At 40.7% G+C, this 21,925-nt stretch carries 20 protein-coding genes and 1 pseudogene; 13 read left to right on the top strand and 8 right to left on the bottom strand.

Annotated elements, in window-relative coordinates:
• Window positions 1–4 precede the first annotated feature (4 nt).
• From EHQ52_RS03290 to EHQ52_RS03280, 3 genes are all read left to right on the top strand, one after another.
• Window positions 5–418 carry a thiol-disulfide oxidoreductase DCC family protein gene (locus tag EHQ52_RS03290; protein WP_135613844.1) on the top strand — a complete coding sequence of 138 codons (414 nt, stop codon included), beginning with the start codon at window positions 5–7 and terminating at the stop codon, window positions 416–418.
• A gap of 571 nt (window positions 419–989) precedes the next feature.
• Window positions 990–1,775: a M23 family metallopeptidase gene (locus tag EHQ52_RS03285; protein ID WP_425269370.1), complete on the top strand. Its 786-nt coding sequence runs from the start codon at window positions 990–992 to the stop codon at window positions 1,773–1,775.
• A gap of 5 nt (window positions 1,776–1,780) precedes the next feature.
• Window positions 1,781–2,605: an HAD family hydrolase gene (locus tag EHQ52_RS03280; RefSeq protein ID WP_135613842.1), complete on the top strand. Its 825-nt coding sequence runs from the start codon at window positions 1,781–1,783 to the stop codon at window positions 2,603–2,605.
• Between the two features lie 90 nt (window positions 2,606–2,695).
• Here EHQ52_RS03280 and EHQ52_RS03275 read toward each other — a convergent pair whose 3' ends face one another.
• Both EHQ52_RS03275 and EHQ52_RS03270 read right to left on the bottom strand, forming a co-directional pair.
• Window positions 2,696–3,541, bottom strand: coding sequence for an SDR family NAD(P)-dependent oxidoreductase (locus tag EHQ52_RS03275; protein ID WP_135613841.1), 846 nt, complete (start codon window positions 3,539–3,541; stop codon window positions 2,696–2,698).
• Window positions 3,542–3,572: 31 nt separating this feature from the next.
• Window positions 3,573–4,280: an RluA family pseudouridine synthase gene (locus EHQ52_RS03270; RefSeq protein WP_135613840.1), complete on the bottom strand. Its 708-nt coding sequence runs from the start codon at window positions 4,278–4,280 to the stop codon at window positions 3,573–3,575.
• Window positions 4,281–4,376: 96 nt separating this feature from the next.
• Here EHQ52_RS03270 and EHQ52_RS03265 point away from each other — a divergent pair, with 96 nt between their 5' ends.
• Both EHQ52_RS03265 and EHQ52_RS03260 read left to right on the top strand, forming a co-directional pair.
• Window positions 4,377–4,991, top strand: a complete 615-nt coding sequence (locus EHQ52_RS03265; protein WP_100707703.1) for a helix-turn-helix domain-containing protein — start codon at window positions 4,377–4,379, stop codon at window positions 4,989–4,991.
• On the top strand, window positions 4,972–5,970 hold the full coding sequence (locus tag EHQ52_RS03260) for a hypothetical protein (RefSeq protein ID WP_425269375.1): 999 nt from the start codon (window positions 4,972–4,974) through the stop codon (window positions 5,968–5,970). Before EHQ52_RS03265 ends, EHQ52_RS03260 begins: the two co-directional genes overlap by 20 nt.
• Before the next feature lie 39 nt (window positions 5,971–6,009).
• Here EHQ52_RS03260 and EHQ52_RS03255 read toward each other — a convergent pair.
• Window positions 6,010–7,314: pseudogene (locus EHQ52_RS03255) on the bottom strand (sodium:proton antiporter); the annotation flags it as partial.
• A gap of 408 nt (window positions 7,315–7,722) precedes the next feature.
• On the opposite strand from EHQ52_RS03255, the gene perRB reads away from it, so the two are divergent.
• Window positions 7,723–8,172, top strand: a complete 450-nt coding sequence (gene perRB, locus EHQ52_RS03250) for a peroxide-responsive transcriptional repressor PerRB (protein ID WP_135613838.1) — start codon at window positions 7,723–7,725, stop codon at window positions 8,170–8,172.
• A gap of 6 nt (window positions 8,173–8,178) precedes the next feature.
• Here perRB and lpdA read toward each other — a convergent pair whose 3' ends face one another.
• Together lpdA and EHQ52_RS03240 are read right to left on the bottom strand one after the other, a co-directional pair.
• Window positions 8,179–9,597, bottom strand: a complete 1,419-nt coding sequence (gene lpdA, locus EHQ52_RS03245; RefSeq protein WP_135613837.1) for a dihydrolipoyl dehydrogenase — start codon at window positions 9,595–9,597, stop codon at window positions 8,179–8,181.
• Window positions 9,598–9,653: 56 nt separating this feature from the next.
• A complete protein-coding gene (locus EHQ52_RS03240) occupies window positions 9,654–10,397 on the bottom strand; it encodes a class I SAM-dependent DNA methyltransferase (protein WP_100711522.1) in 744 nt (247 codons plus the stop codon).
• A 67-nt stretch (window positions 10,398–10,464) separates the two neighbouring features.
• Here EHQ52_RS03240 and EHQ52_RS03235 point away from each other — a divergent pair, with 67 nt between their 5' ends.
• The 4 genes from EHQ52_RS03235 (at window position 10,465) to EHQ52_RS03215 (ending at window position 14,864) form a co-directional block, all read left to right on the top strand.
• Entirely contained in the window at window positions 10,465–11,565 is a 1,101-nt protein-coding gene (locus EHQ52_RS03235; RefSeq protein ID WP_135613836.1) for a hypothetical protein, read from the top strand.
• Window positions 11,556–12,068 (top strand): chemotaxis protein CheX, encoded by a 513-nt coding sequence (locus tag EHQ52_RS03230; RefSeq protein WP_135613835.1) that lies wholly within the window; start codon window positions 11,556–11,558, stop codon window positions 12,066–12,068. The genes EHQ52_RS03235 and EHQ52_RS03230 overlap by 10 nt, the downstream gene beginning before the upstream one ends.
• A 25-nt stretch (window positions 12,069–12,093) precedes the next feature.
• Window positions 12,094–13,119, top strand: a complete 1,026-nt coding sequence (locus EHQ52_RS03225) for an alpha/beta hydrolase family protein (RefSeq protein WP_135613834.1) — start codon at window positions 12,094–12,096, stop codon at window positions 13,117–13,119.
• A gap of 254 nt (window positions 13,120–13,373) precedes the next feature.
• On the top strand, window positions 13,374–14,864 hold the full coding sequence (locus tag EHQ52_RS03215; RefSeq protein WP_135613833.1) for a DUF342 domain-containing protein: 1,491 nt from the start codon (window positions 13,374–13,376) through the stop codon (window positions 14,862–14,864).
• Here the strand turns inward: EHQ52_RS03215 and mtnA are convergent, their stop codons facing one another.
• Window positions 14,865–15,944 carry an S-methyl-5-thioribose-1-phosphate isomerase gene (mtnA, locus tag EHQ52_RS03210; protein ID WP_135613832.1) on the bottom strand — a complete coding sequence of 360 codons (1,080 nt, stop codon included), beginning with the start codon at window positions 15,942–15,944 and terminating at the stop codon, window positions 14,865–14,867.
• 162 nt (window positions 15,945–16,106) lie between these two features.
• On the opposite strand from mtnA, the gene EHQ52_RS03205 reads away from it, so the two are divergent.
• Entirely contained in the window at window positions 16,107–17,132 is a 1,026-nt protein-coding gene (locus EHQ52_RS03205) for a rhomboid family intramembrane serine protease (RefSeq protein ID WP_135613831.1), read from the top strand.
• A 137-nt stretch (window positions 17,133–17,269) separates the two neighbouring features.
• Entirely contained in the window at window positions 17,270–17,713 is a 444-nt protein-coding gene (locus EHQ52_RS03200; protein WP_135613972.1) for an LIC11177 family protein, read from the top strand.
• Between the two features lie 125 nt (window positions 17,714–17,838).
• On the opposite strand, the gene EHQ52_RS03195 is transcribed toward EHQ52_RS03200, so the two are convergent.
• Entirely contained in the window at window positions 17,839–18,828 is a 990-nt protein-coding gene (locus EHQ52_RS03195) for an HpcH/HpaI aldolase/citrate lyase family protein (protein ID WP_135613830.1), read from the bottom strand.
• Between the two features lie 102 nt (window positions 18,829–18,930).
• Window positions 18,931–19,863, bottom strand: coding sequence for an ornithine carbamoyltransferase (locus EHQ52_RS03190; protein ID WP_135613829.1), 933 nt, complete (start codon window positions 19,861–19,863; stop codon window positions 18,931–18,933).
• A gap of 294 nt (window positions 19,864–20,157) precedes the next feature.
• Between EHQ52_RS03190 and EHQ52_RS03185 the strand changes: the two genes are divergently transcribed.
• Window positions 20,158–21,783, top strand: a complete 1,626-nt coding sequence (locus EHQ52_RS03185) for a peptide chain release factor 3 (RefSeq protein WP_135613828.1) — start codon at window positions 20,158–20,160, stop codon at window positions 21,781–21,783.
• Window positions 21,784–21,925: the final 142 nt, after the last annotated feature.

Here is a 21,925-nt window from a genome sequence, read left to right as displayed (position 1 = left end):
CCTTTTGTCAGAATTTACGGATCCGATCGTGCTATTTGATGGAGTTTGCAATTTATGCAATGGCGCTGTGAATGTACTTTTGGATCTGGACAAACGAAAAAAGCTAAAATTTGCAAGCCTTCAATCTGAATATGCCCAAAACCTAATCCAATCGAATGCCTTAGAAGAGAAAATCCGAGGCATAGACAGTATCCTTTTCTGGGATGGGAAAGAAATTCATACCAAATCCAATGCAATCATTGAAATCTGCGGTAAACTCGGAGGATTTTGGAAAATTCTTCTGATTACATATATCATCCCAAGGCCCATCCGGAATTTGTTCTATGATCTAATCGCAAAAAACAGATACAGACTCTTTGGAAAAAGAGAATCCTGCAGAATGCCTAGTCCTGAATTGAAAGAGAGAATCCTCGGATAAGTTTTTCGCAAAGAGTTCGCGGAGGACACCGAGGAGAAATGGCCTGAACGTGATGATGGAATTCCTACATTCGCCCTTAGCGGCTTCGTGTCTCTGCGTGAGAAATACTCTGTGTTCTCCGTGCGAACATTTCCTGTTAACCTTTCAAGGCCTCTTTCTCAAAAAGTCCCAAAAAACGACCCAGTCTCTGGCCTTTAAGAGCCTACCCTTATGTCTATATGATCAGGGTTTGCAGTTAAAACCACGACGAAACTTTCCCCAAATTTCTGAAAACTTTTCAGTAAGTTTGCATTTTTTCGGGACTCTATATGCGACACCTTGTAAAAACGCAGAAAATCTATCAAAATATGTTAAAAATCGATAAAATGGGGATTAAAATAATTAATTTCATTAGGATTCGGTCGAATTCGTTTAATATCGTTAATTCCCCTGGATTTGGGTGGAGAAAAATCCTTGTCCCGAGATTATGGACCAGGAGGATAGGTTGAACTTTCGGAAATTTACTGCCGATCTTAAAAGCAATACCCGTTTTTTAAGAGAATTTTTGGCGGCGCAAAAAGGAAAGAACCAAATGAAAAGAAAAACTATTCTTTCGCTAGTAGGCGCATCTGCACTCATATTCCTTTCCTGGAAATCTTTCGCAAATACATATTTGGAAGAAGTAAAGGTAGATAACCAATTCATCCAAACTTATCAATCAAGAGAAGGGATCTGGATCGTTCCGGGAAAAGTAAAAGAATCCTTAGAGGATCTTTACCATAAATTCGGAACCTCAGAAAGAGAAGTTCGCCTTCTGAACGGGATCCACGACAGCGGAAAAATCCAAAACTCAGAACCAGTATTCTTCCCTTATAACGCAAATTATACTCGCAATCTTCTATTAGAGGACAAAGGAAGAGAGATTTTCACCTCTGATGCAAGAGAATTGATCTGGCCTTTAAGCTTCAAATATTCCAGAGTTACTTCCAGATTAGGAAGACGTTGGAATGCACTTCATGCTGGTGTAGACATCGCCTGTCCAAACGGTTCCGTAGTGATCGCTGCAGCTGATGGAGTAGTAACTGATTCCAAAAGAGACGGTGGGTATGGACTCAGAGTAGTACTTACGCATTCTCAGATCAACGGGATCCAGACATTATACGCTCATAATTCTCTTCTTTTCGTGAAGCAGGGTGATAAGGTTAAAAAAGGACAGGTGCTCGCGCTTTCTGGTAACACAGGACACACGACTGGACCTCATGTTCACTTCGAAGTTCGTTACCAAAACGTGGTGCTGAATCCTGAACATTATCTTCCTCCTTTCTTAGCGGATAAAGAATCCCAAGTCGCGATCGCAAAAGAAACCATCCAACAATAATCACATTGTTCTCTAATTCCGACTGGTCTTCCGAAATCTTTTCTTATTTAGAAGAGAACCTGACTGGTCGGAAATTCAAAACAGTTCTATTCGATTTTGATAATACTCTTGTCCGAGGTGATTTCGGAGAAGAAGTTATGTGCGAACTTCTAAAAGCCGGACTTCCTTGGATCGAATCACTTTCTCCTTTTTTTCCTGAACAAGAAGTCACAGAAAAAATGGAGACCTTACGTAAAACAGATACCAAAGCCTTCATGGATGAGATCTGGAAATATTATGAATCCAAGATAGAGAAAGAAGGACTCGGAATCGCTTATAGATGGTCTACTTGGATCTTTTCAGGCAGATCTACCAAAGATTTGCAAGATACTGCAAAACTTGTTTGGGAAAGACACCAGTCGGATACGAGCCCCAATGCGGTCCAAGCATTTGCCCCTATGTCTGAACTCGTAAAAGAACTGGAGAAGGTCGGGACTAAAATTTGGATCGTAACTGCTTCTCCTGAGCCAGTCATCCAAGTAGTTTCGGAAAAATGGGGAATCCCTAAAGAGAATGTGCTTGGTATGAGACTCATTGAAAAGAATGGGATCTTAAGCCACGAATTGATTGAACCTTTCACTTACGGGATCGGAAAAGTAGAATTGGTGAATCTTGCTAATGGAAACCAAGGATATGATATCGCATTTGGAGATTCAGAGAATGATTTCCCAATGCTTTCTCATGGAAGGTCTAACGGACTATTTTTGGACAGGGGTAAGAAGAAGGTCCCACCTCCCGGAACTCTTATCCAAGATGTGAAAAACTGGAAAACTATTGCAAAATCATTATAGCTGCATATCACGCGAAGCCGCGAAGTAAAGAAGGTTTATAATTTTGGTTTCTGAGATTTCTTCTTCCCTTAGCGCCTTTGCGTGAAAATCCTATCTATTCTTCAGATACTCAGGCATCTCAGGTAGTTTATCTTCTGTCCAGATCCAATCTCCTACTAAGGAAACGATTGGTGCCTTCTCTCCTTCTAAAATTTTGAGTAAAGCAGTCTTCAGATCTTTTGGTTCGGTGATCCTGTATGGGATCGATGGAAAATTTTTTCCGAAACTTTGGTTTTCCTTTTGTTGGATATAATCAATGAAGAAGTCTCCGAACTTTTTGCCTGAGACTTTTTGTTCTTCCATCAATTTTTGTAAATCAGGATGAGGAGAAGATTTTGCAAGTCTTTGCAGAATGATCGTGATCCCTCTTACACTTTGGCTGAAAAAAGTCCCCGCGCGGATGATCTTTCTGGAGTCGGGTTTTTGGACTGCCCATTCTTCCATTTTCTTTTTGATAAATGCTAAAGAACCGTAGAATGTAAGTAAGTGGGGAAGATAATAATACGCAGAATATCCAACCGTAATCCTTGGATTTAACTTTTTCTCCAGATCCAGCATTGGATCTAAACAGAATTTAGCAGTGGCGATAATATCTTCGTCAGGTGTTTCGGAAACAGGATATCCTAAATTTCCTCTGGCAGGTGTATAGATAAGTAAATCTACTTTTGTATTTTCTTTATTTAAGAATTTCTGAATATTCGAAATAGCTTCTTCCGGTTCTTCTAATTTGATGAGTGGGATTGTTTTGTCAGATCCTTGCACTTCAGATTCTCCTGAAGTAGTGGAGTAGATCTTCCAGGTTTGTCCTGTTTTGGAGGAATATTCTCGGATCGCTTCAATTGCGCTATGGCCTGCCGCTCCTGATCCACCTATGATCAATGCTATGGACTCACTCATTTTCGCCTCCTGGAAGTGAGGACCAGCTTACTCATTCTGGGAATCGTATACCAGAAAAAAAGCGTATATAAGGTTGAAATTCCGCAGGAAGCTCTGAAACAATTTTTATATCTTCTCCGAATTCATTTTTGAATTTTAGAAGATATGAATGTAATAAAAAACGTTTTGGTTTAGGAACTAAACTTTTTATAGAAGGATCACTATAGGTATCATCTCCCAAAATAGGAATTCCAATAGAAGATAGATGAAATCGGATTTGGTGCCTTCTTCCTGTAACTAATTTTGCGGCAATCAAAGAGATATTCTTTTCCTTTGAATAGGAAAGAACAGTAAAATCGGTGATTGCTTTTTTGCCACCGGAACGAACTGAACTTACTTTTCCTTTTCCATCTTTTAAAAAACATTCTACTTTAAATTCGTTCTCTGTTGGAATTCCAACGCAAACTGTCAGATACGTTTTTTCTGAATCTGCTAAGATTGAATCCGCTTCTTTGTTTTTGGATGGTTCTTTGCAGAATAGAAGTATGCCACTTGTATCTCTGTCCAATCTATGAAGTAGTCTTAGATCCGGCTCCTTCTCCTGTTGCCTAACAAGATCTTCCAAGTTAGGACGGTTTGGATCGAAGGTGGCATGGACCGGGATCCCGGCCGGTTTTTCCACGGCGAGTAGGAACCCCTTCTCATACCATTTATGGATCGGATGTTCTGGAACCTGGAATTTCGGCTTGGTTTCCCTCATAGACTCCTCTGTTGGTTCTTCTCTAATTTGATCATCCTCTTTTGAAAGGAATGAAATTGGATTGACACATCTTCCGTTATATTGGACGAATTAGGTATGAAACAGGCCGACGCCGAAGAACTGGATGGGAAAGAACTCATCTCCAGCGAACATATAACAGAAGTCGTTAAAGAAAACCTAAAATTAATTCGCCATACTAAAGGACTCTCATTAGACAAATTGGCATCTCGTTGTGGTGTGAGCCGAGCCATGCTTTCTCAAATAGAGCAAGGTAAAAGTGTTCCTACAATCGCAGTATTATGGAAGATCGCAACTGGTCTTAACGTTCCTTTCAGTGAACTTCTAAAAGAGAAAGGAACCGAGGGAGTTTTTCTCTTAAAAGCAGAGAATACTAAAGTCTTATATTCCAGCTCAAAGGTATATTCTAGTCGTGCCTTGTTTCCATTTATCGGAGGCAGAAGGGTAGAATTTTACGAACTGATCCTGAAACCAGGCGGAATCGAAGTTGCAGAGGCCCATAAAGCTGGAACAACTGAGAACCTTGTAGTGGTCCAAGGAAAATTGCGCCTCCGTGTGGGGGACAAGGTGGTAGAACTGGATGCAAAGGATTCCGTATATTTTAGAGCGGATGTTCCCCACGAATACATCAATCCAACAGATACCGAAACTCTCATGTATCTGGTCATGGAATATACGGACGAAGCTAACTAAACTTTTAGTCCTAAGTTTATTTTTCACTCCGGGCCTTCTATTTTCAGAAGCGCCCGATCCTTCTACAGGTTATTTCGGCATCGACAGATACGAAGAGCAAATCTCTTGTCATGAGCAAGATTGTATCCGCTATACTTTGGATGAATTAAACTCCAAAGGTGGAAAATCAGAAGTCCGAAAACTTTTAGAAGAGAATGCCGGGAAAGTATTAGTAGATCTTTCCGGAAAAAATCTAAAACTCGCAGATGATGAATTGGATGATCTCAGGGATTTTCTATTAGAAATTTCTAAAAGAGATGGAAGGGTCGCCGTCGAAAAACTGCATATTGCCATCCGAGGATTAGAGATCGCAGATCCTCCAATTTTAAAAGATGTTGGTCTGATAGGCTGGGGTCTTATCCGAAGAATTTACAGAAGTGTATATTTCAAGAGGACAGGTGCTTATAACGCAAAAGTTTTATATCATCCAGGAAGTGGAAAGATCAATCTGATCTTCTTCGTTCATAAAAGATACGGTGATATCTGCGAGACCGTATTTTCTTCCTGTAATGAAATAGAATATTTAGATGAAGACACGTTCGATCTTCAATTGTCCACTGCACTCAGAGAATCCAAAGAGAAAAATCTTCCAGTCAGAGTGAATTTCAAACAGGTCCAGGCTTCTTTTCCAGAAACAAAACTGGAATGGGAGAATGTTAAAAGTATAGGAAGATCCGCTAGAATGTATAAATGGCTAGCACTTCCTCAGGAAACCGAAATGAAACCTTTGAGCAGGTCCAGATTTCTTCCATTGCAAGCTGCTTTGACTGTGATAGATTATTCTGTTTCAGTATTTGATTACGTGAATCAAATCATAATGTACAAACCTGCAAGAAGCACTAAAGCCGAAGTGATGTACACTCAAAGATTAACGGAAGATGGAACTCCGGGAACCAAAACAATCCATTCGGTTGTGTTTGTTCCTGTGAAGGAAGAGTAAAACTTCTCCGCCTGTGATCAAGCGGAGAAGTAAAAAGTTCTAGATAAAGAATATCCAGGTTAAAAGTAAGAAGGTAGGAACCAAAAGTAGGAAAGAATACACTACATATCCTCCGAAACTTGGCATTTTGATCTTATTCTCTTCTGCTACTGATTTTACCATGAAGTTTGGAGCGTTACCTATATAGGTCAATGCGCCCATAAATACCGCGCCCACAGAAATCGCTTTTAGTAATTCCTCTCCCACTGGATCAGCAAGGATCTGAGTTACATTAGAGAATCCTAATAATCCTTTGGCTAATGATAGGAATGTCAAGTAAGTAGGAGCATTGTCCAGAACTCCTGAGAATCCACCCGTTACCCAGAAGAACTGCCATCTTTCTGTGATTCCCAATTCTTTTCCATGATGTTCTAACAGGAGAAGTGCTGGGATCATTGTTAAGAAAATCCCGATGAACAGATAAGCTACTTCTTGGATAGGACCTAAGGTGAATTTATTCTTTTCTCTTAGTTTAGGGTTTGAAGTTACTTTGGAGAGAGCGATCAACCCGATTAGAACTGCTTCTCTGATAAAGCCAAGGAATGGATATTTTTCGATCGCAGGGATATAGTTTTGGTTTAAGAAAGCTACAGAAAGGATTACTCCTAAAAGCCAAAGTAGGTTTACCTGACCTTCTAACCCGATCGGTTGTCTATGAGAATGATCGTAACGGATATCCTTCTTGGTTTCTTTTCCGTGCATGATCGTGTCCCAGATAAAATAGATCACGAGTAAAATTCCGGAAGCGATGATCATTTCAGGGAATAGTTTAAATGTCCAAACGAACGGAACTCCCTGCAGATAACCTAAGAATAAAGGAGGATCTCCAAGAGGAGTTAAGGAACCGCCAATATTCGAAACCAAAAAAATGAAAAAGATCACTGTGTGGACCACATGTTTTCTTTCCGAGTTGGTCTTAAGTAAAGGTCTGATCAGAAGCATAGAAGCCCCAGTCGTTCCGATAAAAGAAGCTAGGAAAGTTCCCACAATCAAGAAGATCGTATTATTCACAGGGGTAGCTTCTATATCTCCGTTTAGGACGATCCCGCCGGAAATATAGAAGAGTGATGCTAACAAAATGATAAACGGAATATAATCGAATACCATAGTGTGGAAAATTTTTCCACCCCAGCTATGAGCCATTAAGATCCCGAAAGAAACTCCTCCAAGAGCTAAGGAAAGTAGAAGTTTGTTATTATTGTTTTCCCACCAATGCTCTGTTGTATGAGAGATCAGAGGTAGAAGTGCAATACTGAGTAGGATTAAAATGAAAGGAATGACCGACCAAAGAGGAAGATCGTCTCCTGCCTCACCATGAGCTGATGCAGTCTCTTGGTGTTGGCCTCCAGTCCCATGTTCCCCATGGCCTGTATCCGTTTCGGATTGAGCCAGTGTATTTGTTTGAGGGGATGCCCCCGTTTCCGCCCAAACGGAAACGTTTAGGACCAGGGAGAGAAAGAGTAGGGTAGTAAAAAATTTGTTTCTCATCATTCTCTGCTTTTCAAAGATTTTTCGTCAGGTTATAGAGATTCCGATAAGTTTCAAAGGAAAATCCATGATTTCCCTGGTTTTTTGGACTTCTTTTTTTGGATTGCCTAAATCCTTCCTTTTTTGCAAGATCCTTATAGGAATTCATATCTTCTAGACTTTTTGCTTTATATTCGGGTCTTTCGGACCGTCAGATATATAGGCCCATAGAGAGAACCGACGACCATGACTGTTTTAGGTAAACACAAACAATACTGCCTGACTCCGGACGAAATAGAGAGTAGATTAAAATCGGTTTCAATACAACCGACAATGCAAAGGATTTCCATTTGCCAATATGTACTTTGTGAAGCGGATCATCCAACCGCAGAAGAAGTAAAAGAATGGGTAGATAAACGTTCTTTGAAAATGAGTTTAGCGACCGTTTATAATACTTTAAACGTTTTAGTATCTGCAGGTCTATTAAGAGAGTTTAAATTTTCCTGTTTAGGTAAATCAGTATTCGACAGTAATATCGATGACCATTTCCATTTCTTCGATGAGAACTCGGGTAAATTCCATGATCTGGACGCGGAACTTCTAACAATTGATTCTAAACTTCCTAAAGAATTTAAAGTGAATAAGATGGATATCCTATTCACCGGCTCCTTGGAAGAATCAAACGCTTCCGTTTAATTCTGATTAGATATTAATCGCTTCGCCTAAAGCCTGTCCCGCTGCTTCCATTACGGATTCTGAAAGTGTAGGATGGGCATGTATCCTTCCTGCAATTTCTTTAAGAGTCAGTTCGGATCCCATTCCCAAATTGATCTCTCCTAAAATTTCGGTCACGTTCGGCCCGATTAGATGGGCACCTAATACTTCTCCGGTTTTACGGTCGGCTACTAGTTTTACCATTCCTTCTACTTCGCCTAGGGCTTGCGCTCTACCGTTTGCTCTGAATGGGAATTTTCCTACGACTACATCAACACCTGATTTTTTGGCTTCTTCTTCTTTTAAACCGACTGATGCGACTTCCGGATGGCAGTATGTGCATGCCGGAATTTTAAGATAATCTAATGGTTCGTAAACTAAACCGTGAGGATTTTTGTTCTGGATGGAGATAGCTTCTGCCGCTTTGACTCCTTCTGTAGAAGCTACGTGAGCGAGTAATGGAGCTCCTATACAATCTCCGATTGCATAGATATTCGGGACCTTGCTCTTAAATTTAGTATCTACCTTGATAAATCCTTTTTGAAGAAATACTCCGATCTCTTCCAGATGAATACCTTCCGTGTTTGGAGTCACTCCTATCGCAACTAATACCTTATCGAATTTTTTTCTTTCTCCTTCTTGTGCTATCCCTTCTCCTTTTAGAAGAATAGAAACTCCATCTGATTCCAATTTTGGTTCTGAAACTCCTACACTTGTAAGGATTTGGATGCCTCTTTTAACAAAAGAGCGATTGAGTAGATTGGATATTTCAGGATCTTCTAACGGAAGGATTTTGTCCTGCATCTCTATGATTGTGACTTGGGTTCCCATGCTAGAGTAGAAGTCTGCAAATTCGATTCCTATAGCTCCTGCACCAATGACTGCCAGAGTTTTAGGAGGAGAGTCTTGTATCATTGCATGTTTGCTGGATAATACCTTGTCTCCATCGAATGGAAGTCCTGGAAATTCTTTTGGTCTGGCACCAGTTGCTATAATAAAATATTCGGATTGGATCTCTTCTTTAGAAGTATCGGGAAGCCAGATCGTATTTTTGTCTTTGAAAACTGCGCTTCCTTTCTTTACGGAAATCTTATTCTTCTTCATTAAGAACTCAACACCGTTAGACATTGTGTCTGCAACACCTCTGGAACGTTTGATTATATTCGGGAAATCTGGAGATACTTTTTCTACCTTCAGGCCGAAGGATTCTGATTTGCGAATGGACTCTAATAAATGTGCGGATTCTAAAAGTGCTTTTGTGGGAATACATCCCCAGTTCAAACAAACTCCGCCTAGTTTTTCTTTTTCTACTAGACATACGTTCAATCCGAGTTGGGCAGCTCGAATGGCGGCCACATATCCTCCAGGGCCTCCGCCGATCACAGTCAGGTCGTAGTTTTCCGCCATCTCATTCCTCCGGATGGCAATTTTGGATTTTTATTCCGACTCTGGGAAGAAGTTTTTTAGTTACTCTTTTTCTTTAGAACTAAGATCATTCTACTCGCGTTACTTTTGAATTTTACTTCATTATAGTTTGAGTAAACTTGTAGGATTTCCATCCTGTGTTTTGCGAGCATTCTTTGGAATTCCACCAGAAAGTAAGCTCTCATCAAATGTTTGTCTTTGATCTCTTTTGCGTTTAGGTTATAGATATAATTTACTTCTACTACTGTGGATTGGTCCGCTCTGACTAAACGAAATCCTCTGTTTCTTTGTATGGTAGTATTTTTGGCTTTGATCTGAGCAACTGGGCCGATTGCTTTTCTTTTGATCTTGCGAAGAGGTTCTGCATTCCAAACTTCTAAAACTGCGATACCAGCAGGTTTCAGATTCAGCTCCAAATTTTTGAGAGCTGCTTCTACTTCTTCATTAGATAATAAATAATTAAAGGAACCGAATAGGCTGATGATTGCGTCCCATTTTTCCTGGGACTTATAGGATTGCATTGCTCCCACTTCGAATTTACAATGGGAGTATCTTTTCTTGGCGACCTCTATCATTTTGATGGAGGAATCTATTCCTCTGGATTTATATCCAAGGCTTTGGAAATGGGTGACATGCTCTCCAGTTCCACAACCCAGATCCAAAATATTTCGGACCCTGTGTTTTCGGAAAAGCCTGTCTATAAATTGGGTTTCCATCTCGAATTTTCGAGCGTTCTTTTCAATATCGAAGTAATATTCTGCCAGTTCCGAGTAGAGTTTCATAGAAAAATCGTTTGAGCCGGACCGGGGAAAACCCGTTACATATAGTAACGGAACCGAAGTTTACAAAATGCAATTTTTCCTCGAATTTTTTCCAATTTCAGAAGTTTTTCCAATGGCTTCTACTTCTCTTTCTACCTGGATCGATGGGGAAGTTTTGGCCTTGGGTGGAATCTCTTTCTGTCTTCTTTCCCTTTTTGGTTACGTAGTTCATACTACAATGGATAGAAAAGAGGAGGATGGAACTGAATCAGATATTCCATTTTTCCAATCCATTTCAAAAGAAGAAGTTTCCGAAGTCCAAAAAACGGTAACCGCCGGCCCGAATATTTCTGAGGAAGGTGTTCCTAGCATCTCCCAAGATTTGCCCTCATACATTTTCAAAGAAGATATTCCCAAGGAAACAATTCCATTCCAGTCCTTCTATTTTCCAGTTCGAGGAAAAACGTATGAGGCAGTGAAATCATTCTTAGATTCTATCCGTGTTGGAGAAGAATATTGGGAAGTCCTACTCCATGATTCTAAAGGTGATTTACAAATTGTAGCGAGTAAGACCGGAAGTATTTCAGTATATCCATCTGAAAGAAATAGGGCCTCAGAACCAAAAGAGGGAGCAATCGTTTGGAAATTGGAATGGGATTCCTTTTCCTTGGGAGAAGTCAGACAAACTTCTTCTTCCCCTTCCGAATTTTCCCTTGATGAAATTTCTTTTAGGTTAGATAAACTTGTAGAAGGACTGGTACTTGCCGGAGAATCCCAGGACGGAGAGACAGGTTGGAGTTCCTACCCAGTGTTTTCCCAACATTTAGAAAGGGAGAAATACGAGGGAGCAGATACCAAAATTCTGGTCTTTATGGAATTCGAGTCAGACGGAGATTTGGTTTCCGATTTTAGAAGTTTAGGCAATTGGTGGAAATCTAGATTTGGAGAAAATTCTCCCATCTATCGTATCCGAAAAAACCGATTAGCTACCTTCTTTAATGCGGAAGATTGGATAAAATTCCAAAACTCACTTTCCGGACTTATGGAATTTTTAGGCCCGGATAAGACTAGGCTGAATATAGGTGCATCTGTTCGGGTCAGAAAAGAAGACTCGGAATGGGAACCAAGAGCCAAAAAAGCATTACATTCTTCTAAAGAAGAGGGACCGAACCGATTAGTATGTCTTTGAACATAGATCCTTTATTGGATGAAAAATTCATACTTACAATTTCCCAGATCTTTCCTGAGTTTTTGGAAAAGAACCTGGGGGTCCATGCTGTACGCGAAGCATTTGGTCCTTCTAAAAACGAAGGTCTATGTTACGAAAATTGTACCGCTGTGGAGTTCCAAGGAGAAGCTGAGGGAAGGCTTTTTCTTGCAATGGACGGTTATACTAAACTGAAACTTTTACCTAAGATCGCCAGATCCTTTCATATAGATCCTACAATCCGAAGTCATGCTGCTTCTATCATGTTGGAGTTTGCCAACCAAATTTGCGCCGAACTTATCTCTGAAATGAAATTGGGAAGATTCCAAATAGATATTCTTCCTCCTGAAAATTTGAATAATAAATTGGTCCCGATCGATCTGGAAAATTTAAGACAGTACATTTTGATATATTTTTTAAAAGACGAGGATGCCAAAGAATATTTGGGCAGGATCTATCTCGTTCTTCTGATGCAAAAATATTAATATATATAAAAAGGCTTTCTTTAGCATGATCCAATACTCTTTCCAGGGACTCCCATTCTTACTCAAATACGCAGACATGATAGATTCTCCTGATTCAGAAATCAGAGAGGAAAATTTAAAAGTTTCTAAGAAGTCTTCCTTCAGGACCAAAATTTTTCCAGGTCCTAAAAATTCTCCTGTCATCTATTTACAGCACGGGATGAGTAATCGAGGGATTGATGATCCCCGGATTCTAACACTTGCAAAACATCTGAAAAATTCTGGAGCCACTGTATATCTTCCTGAACTTACAGAAGTTAAGGGACTCGAGATCTCAGTTGATACTGTTCCGAATATCAAATCCTTATTCCAAGAGATCGTTAAGAGAGAAGGTCAGGCGATCTCATTCTTATCTGCAAGCTTCTCCGCTGGGATGGGGATGGTGGCATTGTCCGGCAAGGAAGAACAGAAAAATCTAAAATCTGCTCTACTTGTTGGAACATATTCTGACTTCGCGGATACTCTTCCTTTCATTCTATCCAATTACCAAGTGGATCCTTATGCGGTTCATGTTTTACTTTATAATTATATTTCTAAGCTTAGGCCCAAACTTTCCAAATTAGAAGAGTTCTATTTTGAAGCCGCCTTAGATAATGGATTAAAAAGAACGGGGGAAGAGGAGAAGTCTCCTAAACTTCTGAAAAAACTAAACCAGAAGGAAAAGGATTTTGTATACTCAGTTCAATCCGATCCAGGATTTAGGATGAGCTTAGTAGAGCCTATTCTATCCGTACTGCCGCCTAACTTCATTCTGCGCAATTCTCCTAAGAACTTCCTTGCCGATTGGAAGGCACCTATTGCTTTATTGCATGGATCAGACGATCCAGTTATCTCTCCTGACGAATCAGAGCAATTATTCGATTCTTTGGGGAATGGAAAGGAAGAATGGAAGGTGATCTTAAGGTCCAAATTGATCACACATGGGGACCATCTTCCTTTCTATACTCAATTAGGTGAGATCCCAAAGCTTGCCGGACTATGGGGATTTTTTCTAAAAAATTCTGGTCTCTAATATTGTTTACGTTATATTTTCTGAAAATATTCCGTCCTTAGAGATAGGCCCCTTGTGTCTTTTTTTTGGGCTCCGGACTCTTGTATATTCGGAGCAAAAGGTTATAGTGGTCTGTCGTTAAAAACGCGAAAAGGAATAACCTCGCAGGTTCAAATACGATCTTTTTCGGATCTTTCAGAAGGTTTCGAGAAAGGATTTCTTCCGTGATAAAAAAAGGCGGAGGAAACTTCTTATTGAATTGTTAGCTAGGTAGTATGGTTGTGAGTACAGAGCAAACTTCGGGTGTATCAGATCAAGAGACAAGTTGGGAGAGTGTATTCTCTCTAAAGATCAGTTCGGATAATCTGGGCGCCGATCTAACTATTCGTCCAGGGATGATCAAGGGCAGGGCTCTTTCCACTAGCATCGTTATAGAATATCTTCATAATAAGGATATTTCCCAAGATCGTATCATCGGGGACAATATCTACGGCGCATTAAAACAACTACAATCATCCACTTCTCGGATGGATTTTTCCCCAATTTCATTTGTGGTTGCCCAAGGGTTTCCTCCTGTTAGAGGAGAGGACGGTTGGGTAAAATTCTATCATCCCCAAGCGCAAAGGGTCAAGATCGGTGAGGATGGCCACGCCGATTACAGAAATATCGAAAGATATATTTATGTAAAAGCAGGGGAGAAACTTGCGACCCTATTCGAAGGGATCCCAGGTAAACCAGGAATGGATGTTTTCGGAAAACCGATCGCTCCTCCTCCCATCAGAAGACCTAAACTTACTATAGGTAAAAATGTTCAAGAGAAGGGTCTCGTCCAAGAGAACAAACCTTTGGTAGAATATTTTGCTACCTGCAACGGTGCAATTTTCTCTACCGAAACTTCTATCACTGTTTCCCAAGAATTGCAGATCGATTCTAATGTTGGACTCGGAACTGGAAACATCAATTATGACGGAAACGTTCTCGTAAAAGGAGATGTCGAAGCTGCTACTTCTATCAAGACCCAAGGGAACTTGATGGTAAAAGGAAATGTGGAGACTTCCGACTTAATAATTGCTCGTGACTTAGAGGTGAGCGGCGGGATCAAGGGTGATGGAAAGAATGTAATCAAGATCGGCGGACATCTTTATGCTAAGTTTATTGAAAACGCAGAGATAGAAGTAGATGGAGACGTCATTGTCGAAGGTTTTATTCTAAACTCAAAGATCCACTCTTTAGGAAATGTGATCCTGAATGGTTCCAGTGGGAACTTAGTATCTTCTACAGTTTCTACTTATATGGGTTTGACCTGCGCAACTTTGGGTTCTCAGGCGGAGCTAGATGTAACTGTGGAGCTCGGATTTCATTTTAGGAATGAAAAAACTTTCCAAGATCTAACTAAACGTCTTCAAGTCGCAGAAAAAGAAATAGAGAAGATCCTTCCTAAGGTCCAACAGATTAAACAGATGGTCCAAAGGTCCAGAGGCCAGATCCCTGAGGATAAAAAAGAAGGGTATCGTCAGGTCTTTGAAGAATATAATAAACAGAACAAGTTTATAGAACTCGTGAAACAAAAGTTGGAAGTTTTAAAATCTTCCAGGTTTAATCCAGGGGAAGTACAGATTGTAGTTCGTAAAGGTTCTTATAAGGGAAGTATCATCAAGTATCGAAGGCAGGTGGAGAAGGTTGAAAAATTCCAGTCTGCATTTATGATGCGTTTCCAACCAGGGCAGGACAAGGCTGCCATGGTTGCTATCAAACCTCAGAAATAATCAGCCAAAAAACTCTTTGATCTTATCCGGAGGAACAATTCCTTTCTCCGTGATAAATGCTTTGATAAGGCTTGCAGGAGTTACATCAAAAGAAGGATTGAGTGCTTTTACTCCTACTGGGGCAATTACACCTTCTGCAAGAATTGCTTCTCCCTTTTCATTTTTTAAGAAGTTTAAACGAGTCACCTCGTCTTGTGTTCTCATTTCGATTGGGATTTGAGAACCGTCCGTGATCTTAAAATCAAAACTTTTTTCCGTGGCCGCAATATAAAATGGGATCCCATGGTGTTTTGCTAAAACTGCCAACGGATAAGTTCCAATCTTATTCGCAGAATCACCATTAGCTGCAACTCTATCTACACCTACAATAACTGCGTCTATCTTTTGAGAGGACATGAGCCAGCCGGCCATACTGTCTGTCATCAGATAATTTTCGATCCCTTCTTCCATTAGTTCCCAGGCGGTAAGTCTTGCGCCTTGTAAATAAGGACGGGTCTCGTCTGCATATACAATAAGATCATGTCCTGCTTCTTTTAGGGAACGGATTACTCCTAATGCAGTTCCGTGACCTGCGGTTGCAAGTGCGCCTGTATTACAATGAGTGATAATTTTTAGTTTAGAAGGAGAAGAAGGAAAAAGTCCCACTCCATTCTTCGCTAATGCTAAATTGTTTCTGATATCTTCTTCGAAAACATGGATCGCGAATTCTTCCGATTTCTGTTGGAGTTCCGACAACGAAACCGTATCATATTTGTCTTTCGGAAAAATAGAAGATAATTCTTCGAATGCTCTACGAAGATTTACTGCAGTGGGTCTAGATTCCAGGATTTTAGAAAGTAGAGTTTGGAATTCTTGGTAATCCGGTTTTTTAGAAAACTTTTTTAATTCTAGAACCGCTCCGAATAATCCGGTAATGGCGATTGCAGGAGCTCCTCGAACCACCATTTCTTTGATGGCGAAAATTGCGTCCTCGGAGTTTTTAGCAGTGAACCATTCTTTCTTGCCGGGGATTTGTCTTTGGTCTAAAAGTTTGAGTCCTTCTTTTTCCCAAAAAATCGGCCTTAAGTTCTCTTTTTTCATTTTTTTACTCTCCGGGGCTAAAGCAGGCCTTTCGTTTTTTCGATGATAAAACTGTGATTGAAATCATCCACCGACTCCCCGGCGGATGAGGACGAACCGGGGCAGATCCCGCCCCGGCTTTGCCTACTTGACTAGGATACCAGTACCTTTAATCCTTACATAATGGCAAAGAGAAATCCGACCTCAGGTCCGAAGCTTTTCGGATTCTCGCTAGTTCATCCACTGAATCTGGTATTATTCTTCAATATTTTCGTCTGGGCACTTCTGATGATGGAAGGTGGACGAGGAATTATTACTTACTTCTTCGGATTAAACCCAAGCCTAGTCATTGAAAAGAAAATGTACTGGCAGGTATTCACTTATGGATTCTTGCACGTAGTTGGTGGAGATTTTTTCTCTTCTCTCATTCATATTGGGATGAATATGTTCGGACTATTCACAGTTGGTTTCTGGCTCTGCAGATATATCGGCGGTTGGAAATTTTTAAGTGTGTATCTTCTCTCCCAACTAGGTGGGGGACTTTTTGTTTTGTCTTTTTCTTATATAGGTTGGAAGACAGGACTCGTTCCTGAAAATTCTATTTGGGATAGTTATCATTCTGCTACTGTAGGTGCAAGTGGGGGAGTTTTCGGAGTGCTTGCTGCATTCAGCTTAATGTTCCCTGAAGCAAGATTTGTATTTCCTCCTGTGAGAGCAAAATTTGCTCCTTGGGTTTTGATTGGTGTTGGATTTTCAGTAGATGCTTATTACCTTCTTCAATTCCATTCCAGTGGTGTCATGTCTCAAAGTCTTTTTGGGATGATGAGTAACTCCGGGCATTTGGGTGGAGCAGTATTCGGTCTAGTCAGTCTTCTTGGCTTACAGAAATTCGGAGGAAAAACTAGAACTCCAATTTTTGTAAGAAGATGGGAAAAGCCTAAGGAAAATCAGGAAAGGGTAATCGTTCGTCCTAAAAATTTGGAAGACCCTTTTGAGACACAGGTCCGGAAAAATAGAGAACTCTTAAGCAAGCTATATGGAATTTCGGACCCAAAGGAGAAGGAAGATATTCTCTCTCCTATACAAGCCGAGAATACGAATCTATGTCCTCCCTCGGACTATAATCCAGAGGATATGTTTTGTCTTCGTTGTGAATGGCTCCAGAATTGCGAATTAAGAAAATTAAAAAAAGATAACCCCGGGCTTTGAAAGAATTTATGAGAACTTTTTCGTCTATCTTGTTATAACAAGTATAGGGCGGAAATTTCTGGACATAAATCGAATACGTCCATAGAATAGTTTCCGTCCGAAAATTCGGACAATCGGCTTTGAGGACCTCAGTAAAATTGGCGGATAAAAAGAAAACAATTCTCCCCGACGTTCTTATGAGGGAGAAATTACAAAAGATCGCCCTTAACGAAAAAGCAAAAGCAGCCAGGATAGTAGGATCCGATAAAGTCGGCTCTGAATCCGATCCAAGAAAGGAAGATGGGCCAGGCTCTAAAATTTTTAAGGCTATAGACGAATCCCTTTCTGATCTTAGATATTATTTTCTGGAAGGAGAATATGGAGACAAGGTCGCCGAACTTTTCAATCGTAATGAAAGCCAATTCGACAGATTAGGAATCACTCCTCGTAGATTTTTGGAATTCGCAAGAGAGTCATTTGATCGTTTCAAACAATTACAGAAAAAAATGCCTTTGGAACCCATGAACAAAAAGGGTTGGGAGTATCTAGAAAGAAGTTTATCCGAATTAATCGGAAAATTAAACGAGAAGTTTAATAAGTAAGATTATCTATAGAACGGAACTGGATGTAGGAATTCCAACATTGCAACCAGAGTCACCATTCTTCGAAGGAATAAAAAAAAGCCGCAGATTCTGCGGCTTTTTCATTTTGAAGCTTGGTTACAAGATTAGAAGAATCTTTTTGAAGCTTCTTCTGGGATTGCGATACCGGTAAGTTTTGCTTTTTGAAGAACTTCCCAGAAGTAACGGTAAGTTGCTCTGTCATGAAGATCTCCATCGTGTTGGATTGGTCCCCATTCTGCATCTTGTGCTTTTATAAGAATAGCTGCAGAAGTTTGGACTTCGCTATAGTCTGGAGCCATCGCATCTAAGATTGCTTGGATCTGAGTTGGATAGATGGACCACATACGAAGGAATCCGAACTCATCATGAGCTCTTTTTGCATCTTTATAAGTTTGGTATTGGTTTTTAAGGTCAAGAGTAACGTTATGAGCTGGGATTACTCCGTGAGCGAGAGATGCAGCCACACAAGAAGCTTTTGCTCTTCTTAATAATTCGTGATCGAATTGCCCTGGGCTTTTCATACAAGAAGCTGGGATTGCTCCATGGTGTCCTGAGATGAAGTCCATTAGACCGAAATCGACGACTTGCATCCAAGGAAGAGCAGCGATCTTATCTACATCAGCAAGTGCTCCGTGAGTTTCGATCAATACGTGGATTGGGATCTCTCTAGTGATCCCTGCTTTTTTAGCAGCACCTTGGATATAAGTGATCATTTCTTCCACTTGGGAAGCTTTTGTAGGTTTAGGAATTGTGATGTATGCGATCTTGTTTCCTGCACCCGGAACGATAATGTCTACGTCTTGTTTCCAGAATGCATTAGTATAATCGTGGATCCTAACACCGCTCATATTATGTTTATTGAGTTCGGAGTTTTGGATACGGACGATCATTTCCGCGTGTTCTTTTTCTTTTCCGGTTTGAGCACCATCTTCGCAGTCCATGGTGATGTCGAAAAGACCGCCGAGTTTGTTTTGTAACTCTAGAGCTTTAGTGATCAGTTTTTCGGATCCGGCAAAATGTTCGCAGGCCGGGATGATAGGGAAAGGTTTTTCTCCTTCGAATAATGCATCCTTAGGATGTGGTAATTTGGACATACAAGTACCTTTTAAGTTTTTGCGATTTTAGCCTAGCTCGGCTGTCTTAGAACAGGGTTTTCAGGAAAGGCCTTCCAGGCAACGGATTTTTGGAGGAAAGACCTAAGCTTCTAAGAGTTGTAGAATGACCGCTTTTTGTGCATCCAAGCGGTTCTCCGCCTGTTGGAAGATAATAGATCTAGGACTTCTGACTACTTCTCTAGTTATTTCGTAACCTGAGTGGATAGGCATATCATGCATAACCTTTGCCTTGGTCTCTTTGAGTAATGCCTCATTGATCTGGAAAGGCATCATCAGGTTCATACGTTCCTTCTTCTTATCAGCGAAAGAAGGATCGTTGAAGAACTCCATATCTACCCAGGTATCCGTATAAATATAGTCCGCATTTTTTACGGAACGGATCAGATCAGTCTCCCATTGGATCGTGCCCTTCTTTTTAGCCCTTTCCACAGTGTCTTGATCTATGTTTTCAGTCTCAGCAATCGGGGTGAGAAGAGTAAGTTCCATACCCAAAGCAGAAGTGATCCCTATAAGAGAATTTACTACGTTATTATGCACACCAATATAGGTGAGCTTTAACTCTTTCAGAGGTTTCGGGTTGTCCATCACGATCGTGAGAATATCCGCAAGAGATTGGCAGGGATGGAATTTATTACAACATCCATTGATGACTGGAACCTGTGAACCTGATTTGAGCTGTAAAAGTTCCTCATGTTTTCTCATCCGAGCCATGATGACTGAAACGTTTCTGGAAAGATATTCAGCTTCGAGGTCAATGTCGGAAAGAAGAAAGTTAGAAGTCATCCAATCCAAATAGATTGCATGTCCTCCCATCTCAGTCATTGCCACTTCAAAAGAAACTCTTGTACGAGTGCTAGTCTTTTGGAAGAGCATAGCAAGAGTCCTGCCGGTCATATGTCCCAGATAATTGGCCCTATGATTTTTCACATGGACAGCAAATTGTAGAAGGTCCAGGACTTCTGCGTCCGACCAATCCTGCCAAGAGATAAGATGTTTGATTTTAGGTGCTTCCATAGACCGGTAAACTATTACAGTCTAGAAAATCAGCGTCGTTAGATTCGACAATCTCAAAACTCTTATAGGTAGGGAAGGAAAAGGGGGAGGGATATGAATCTCCCTCCCTAAGTGTTTTCCGGGGAAAAAAGCGTGATCCAGTTTCTTCATAAGAAATGGATTCGGCGGGAAGATTAAGACCTTTTGGTTACGCTGGTTTTACCGAAGGAATACGAATCCGTGAAGAATTAAGCTCTGTTTTCATGCTGACAAGGGCCATCGTTCCAAAAACGTTTCCTAATAGAGAGGGGAACCGTGTCGGAAAGCGCTATTGGCCAGAATATAATAGAAGAGGAAACCAAACGTAGGAGAACCTTCGCAATCATAGCCCATCCGGATGCGGGTAAGACTACCCTTACCGAAAAACTTCTATTGTACGGAGGCGCTATCCAGCTTGCGGGCGCAGTAAAGGCGCGTAAAAATCGTAAGGCAGCCACTTCCGACTGGATGGAGATGGAAAAAGAGAAGGGGATCTCAATCACTTCTGCAGCGCTACAATTCGAATATAAAAATCATGTATTAAATTTATTAGATACTCCAGGTCACGAAGACTTCTCCGAAGATACGTACCGCACTTTGATCGCAGCCGACACCGCAGTGATGGTGTTAGATGCAGGAAGAGGAGTAGAGCCCCAAACAATTAAATTATTTAAAGTCTGTAGGGACCGCGGGATCCCGATTGTTACATTCGTAAACAAGATGGACCGCCCCACTAAAAAAATGTTCGAGCTCTTGGATGAGATCGAAAAAGTTTTAGGTATCACTGCGATCCCGATGGTATGGCCTATTGGTACTGGAGTGGATTTCAGTGGAGTTTATAATCGTGTGGATAAAAAGATCTACACTTATGATAAAACTCCAGGTGGTTCCCAAAAGTCTGCATTCCAAAGTTCAGGGATAGAAGATACAAATCTCGACTCAATGTTTGAGGACTGGGTCTTAAAACAATTTAGGGAAGAAGTAGAACTCGTAGAAGAAGGGATCGCTGCATTCTCTTTAGATGAATTTATAGATTCTAAGATCACACCTGTATTTTTCGGATCGGCAGTGAATAACTTCGGGATCCAATTATTCTTGGACCATTTTTTACAGATCGCTCCTCCTCCTTTATATTTTCCATTGAAGAATGGAGATCGTTTGGATCCGATCACCACTCCTTTCAGTGGATTCGTATTCAAGGTGCAAGCCAATATGAACAAGGCCCATAGAGATAGGATCGCATTCTTAAGAGTATGTTCAGGTAAGTTCGAAAGAGGACTTAACGTGAATCACGGAAGACTCGGAAAAGCTGTAAAACTTTCTTCTTCTTTTGCATTTTTTGGCCAAGACAGAAACACTGTGGATGAGGCTTATCCTGGAGATATTATAGGTCTTGTGAACCCGGGCACTTATTCTATCGGAGATATATTGGCGACTGGCAAAGTTCCCGATCTAAAACCACTTCCAGTATTTGCTCCTGAAATTTTTGCTACTCTTTCCTGTGTAGAAACAGGAGCTCTCAAAAGTTTCAGAAAGGGAATAGAACAATTGGCAGAAGAGGGCATCCTTCACTTATTCACTTCTCAAACTGTGGGTGGTGGATTGCCTGTGATAGGTGCAATGGGCCAGTTGCAGTTCGAGGTATTTAGAAGAAGGCTCCAAGACGAGTATTCTGCTCCTACGAATATTAATATTCTTCCTTACCAAGTTTCTTGCTGGTTGCTTGAAGAAGATATCCCAAAGGTTCCTGTGGGTTCCAATCTTGTGACTGATAGTTTGGGTAGAGCTGCTCTTCTATTCGATTCTGAATGGGAGAAGGGTTATTTCCAAAAGAAAAATCCTGAGATCAGACTTCTGGATTATCCTACGCAAGATGTTTCTGAGTTAAATCAGGAATACTGAGGCGCAAGGGTTCGCAAAGAGGACACAAGGGTTTTTCACGCAAAGGCGTGGAGTCGCAGAATTGTGGAGAATTTTAGTTTTTCATCGTAGTCGAATTAGACTTGATATGTTGCGGTTTACCTTTAATCCTCAGAGAACAAAA

Source organism: Leptospira koniambonensis, assembly GCF_004769555.1.
GTDB classification, from domain to species: domain Bacteria; phylum Spirochaetota; class Leptospiria; order Leptospirales; family Leptospiraceae; genus Leptospira_B; species Leptospira_B koniambonensis.
The sequence above is the reverse complement of the archived record's forward strand: the minus strand, read 5'-3'. Positions and strand labels throughout refer to the sequence as shown.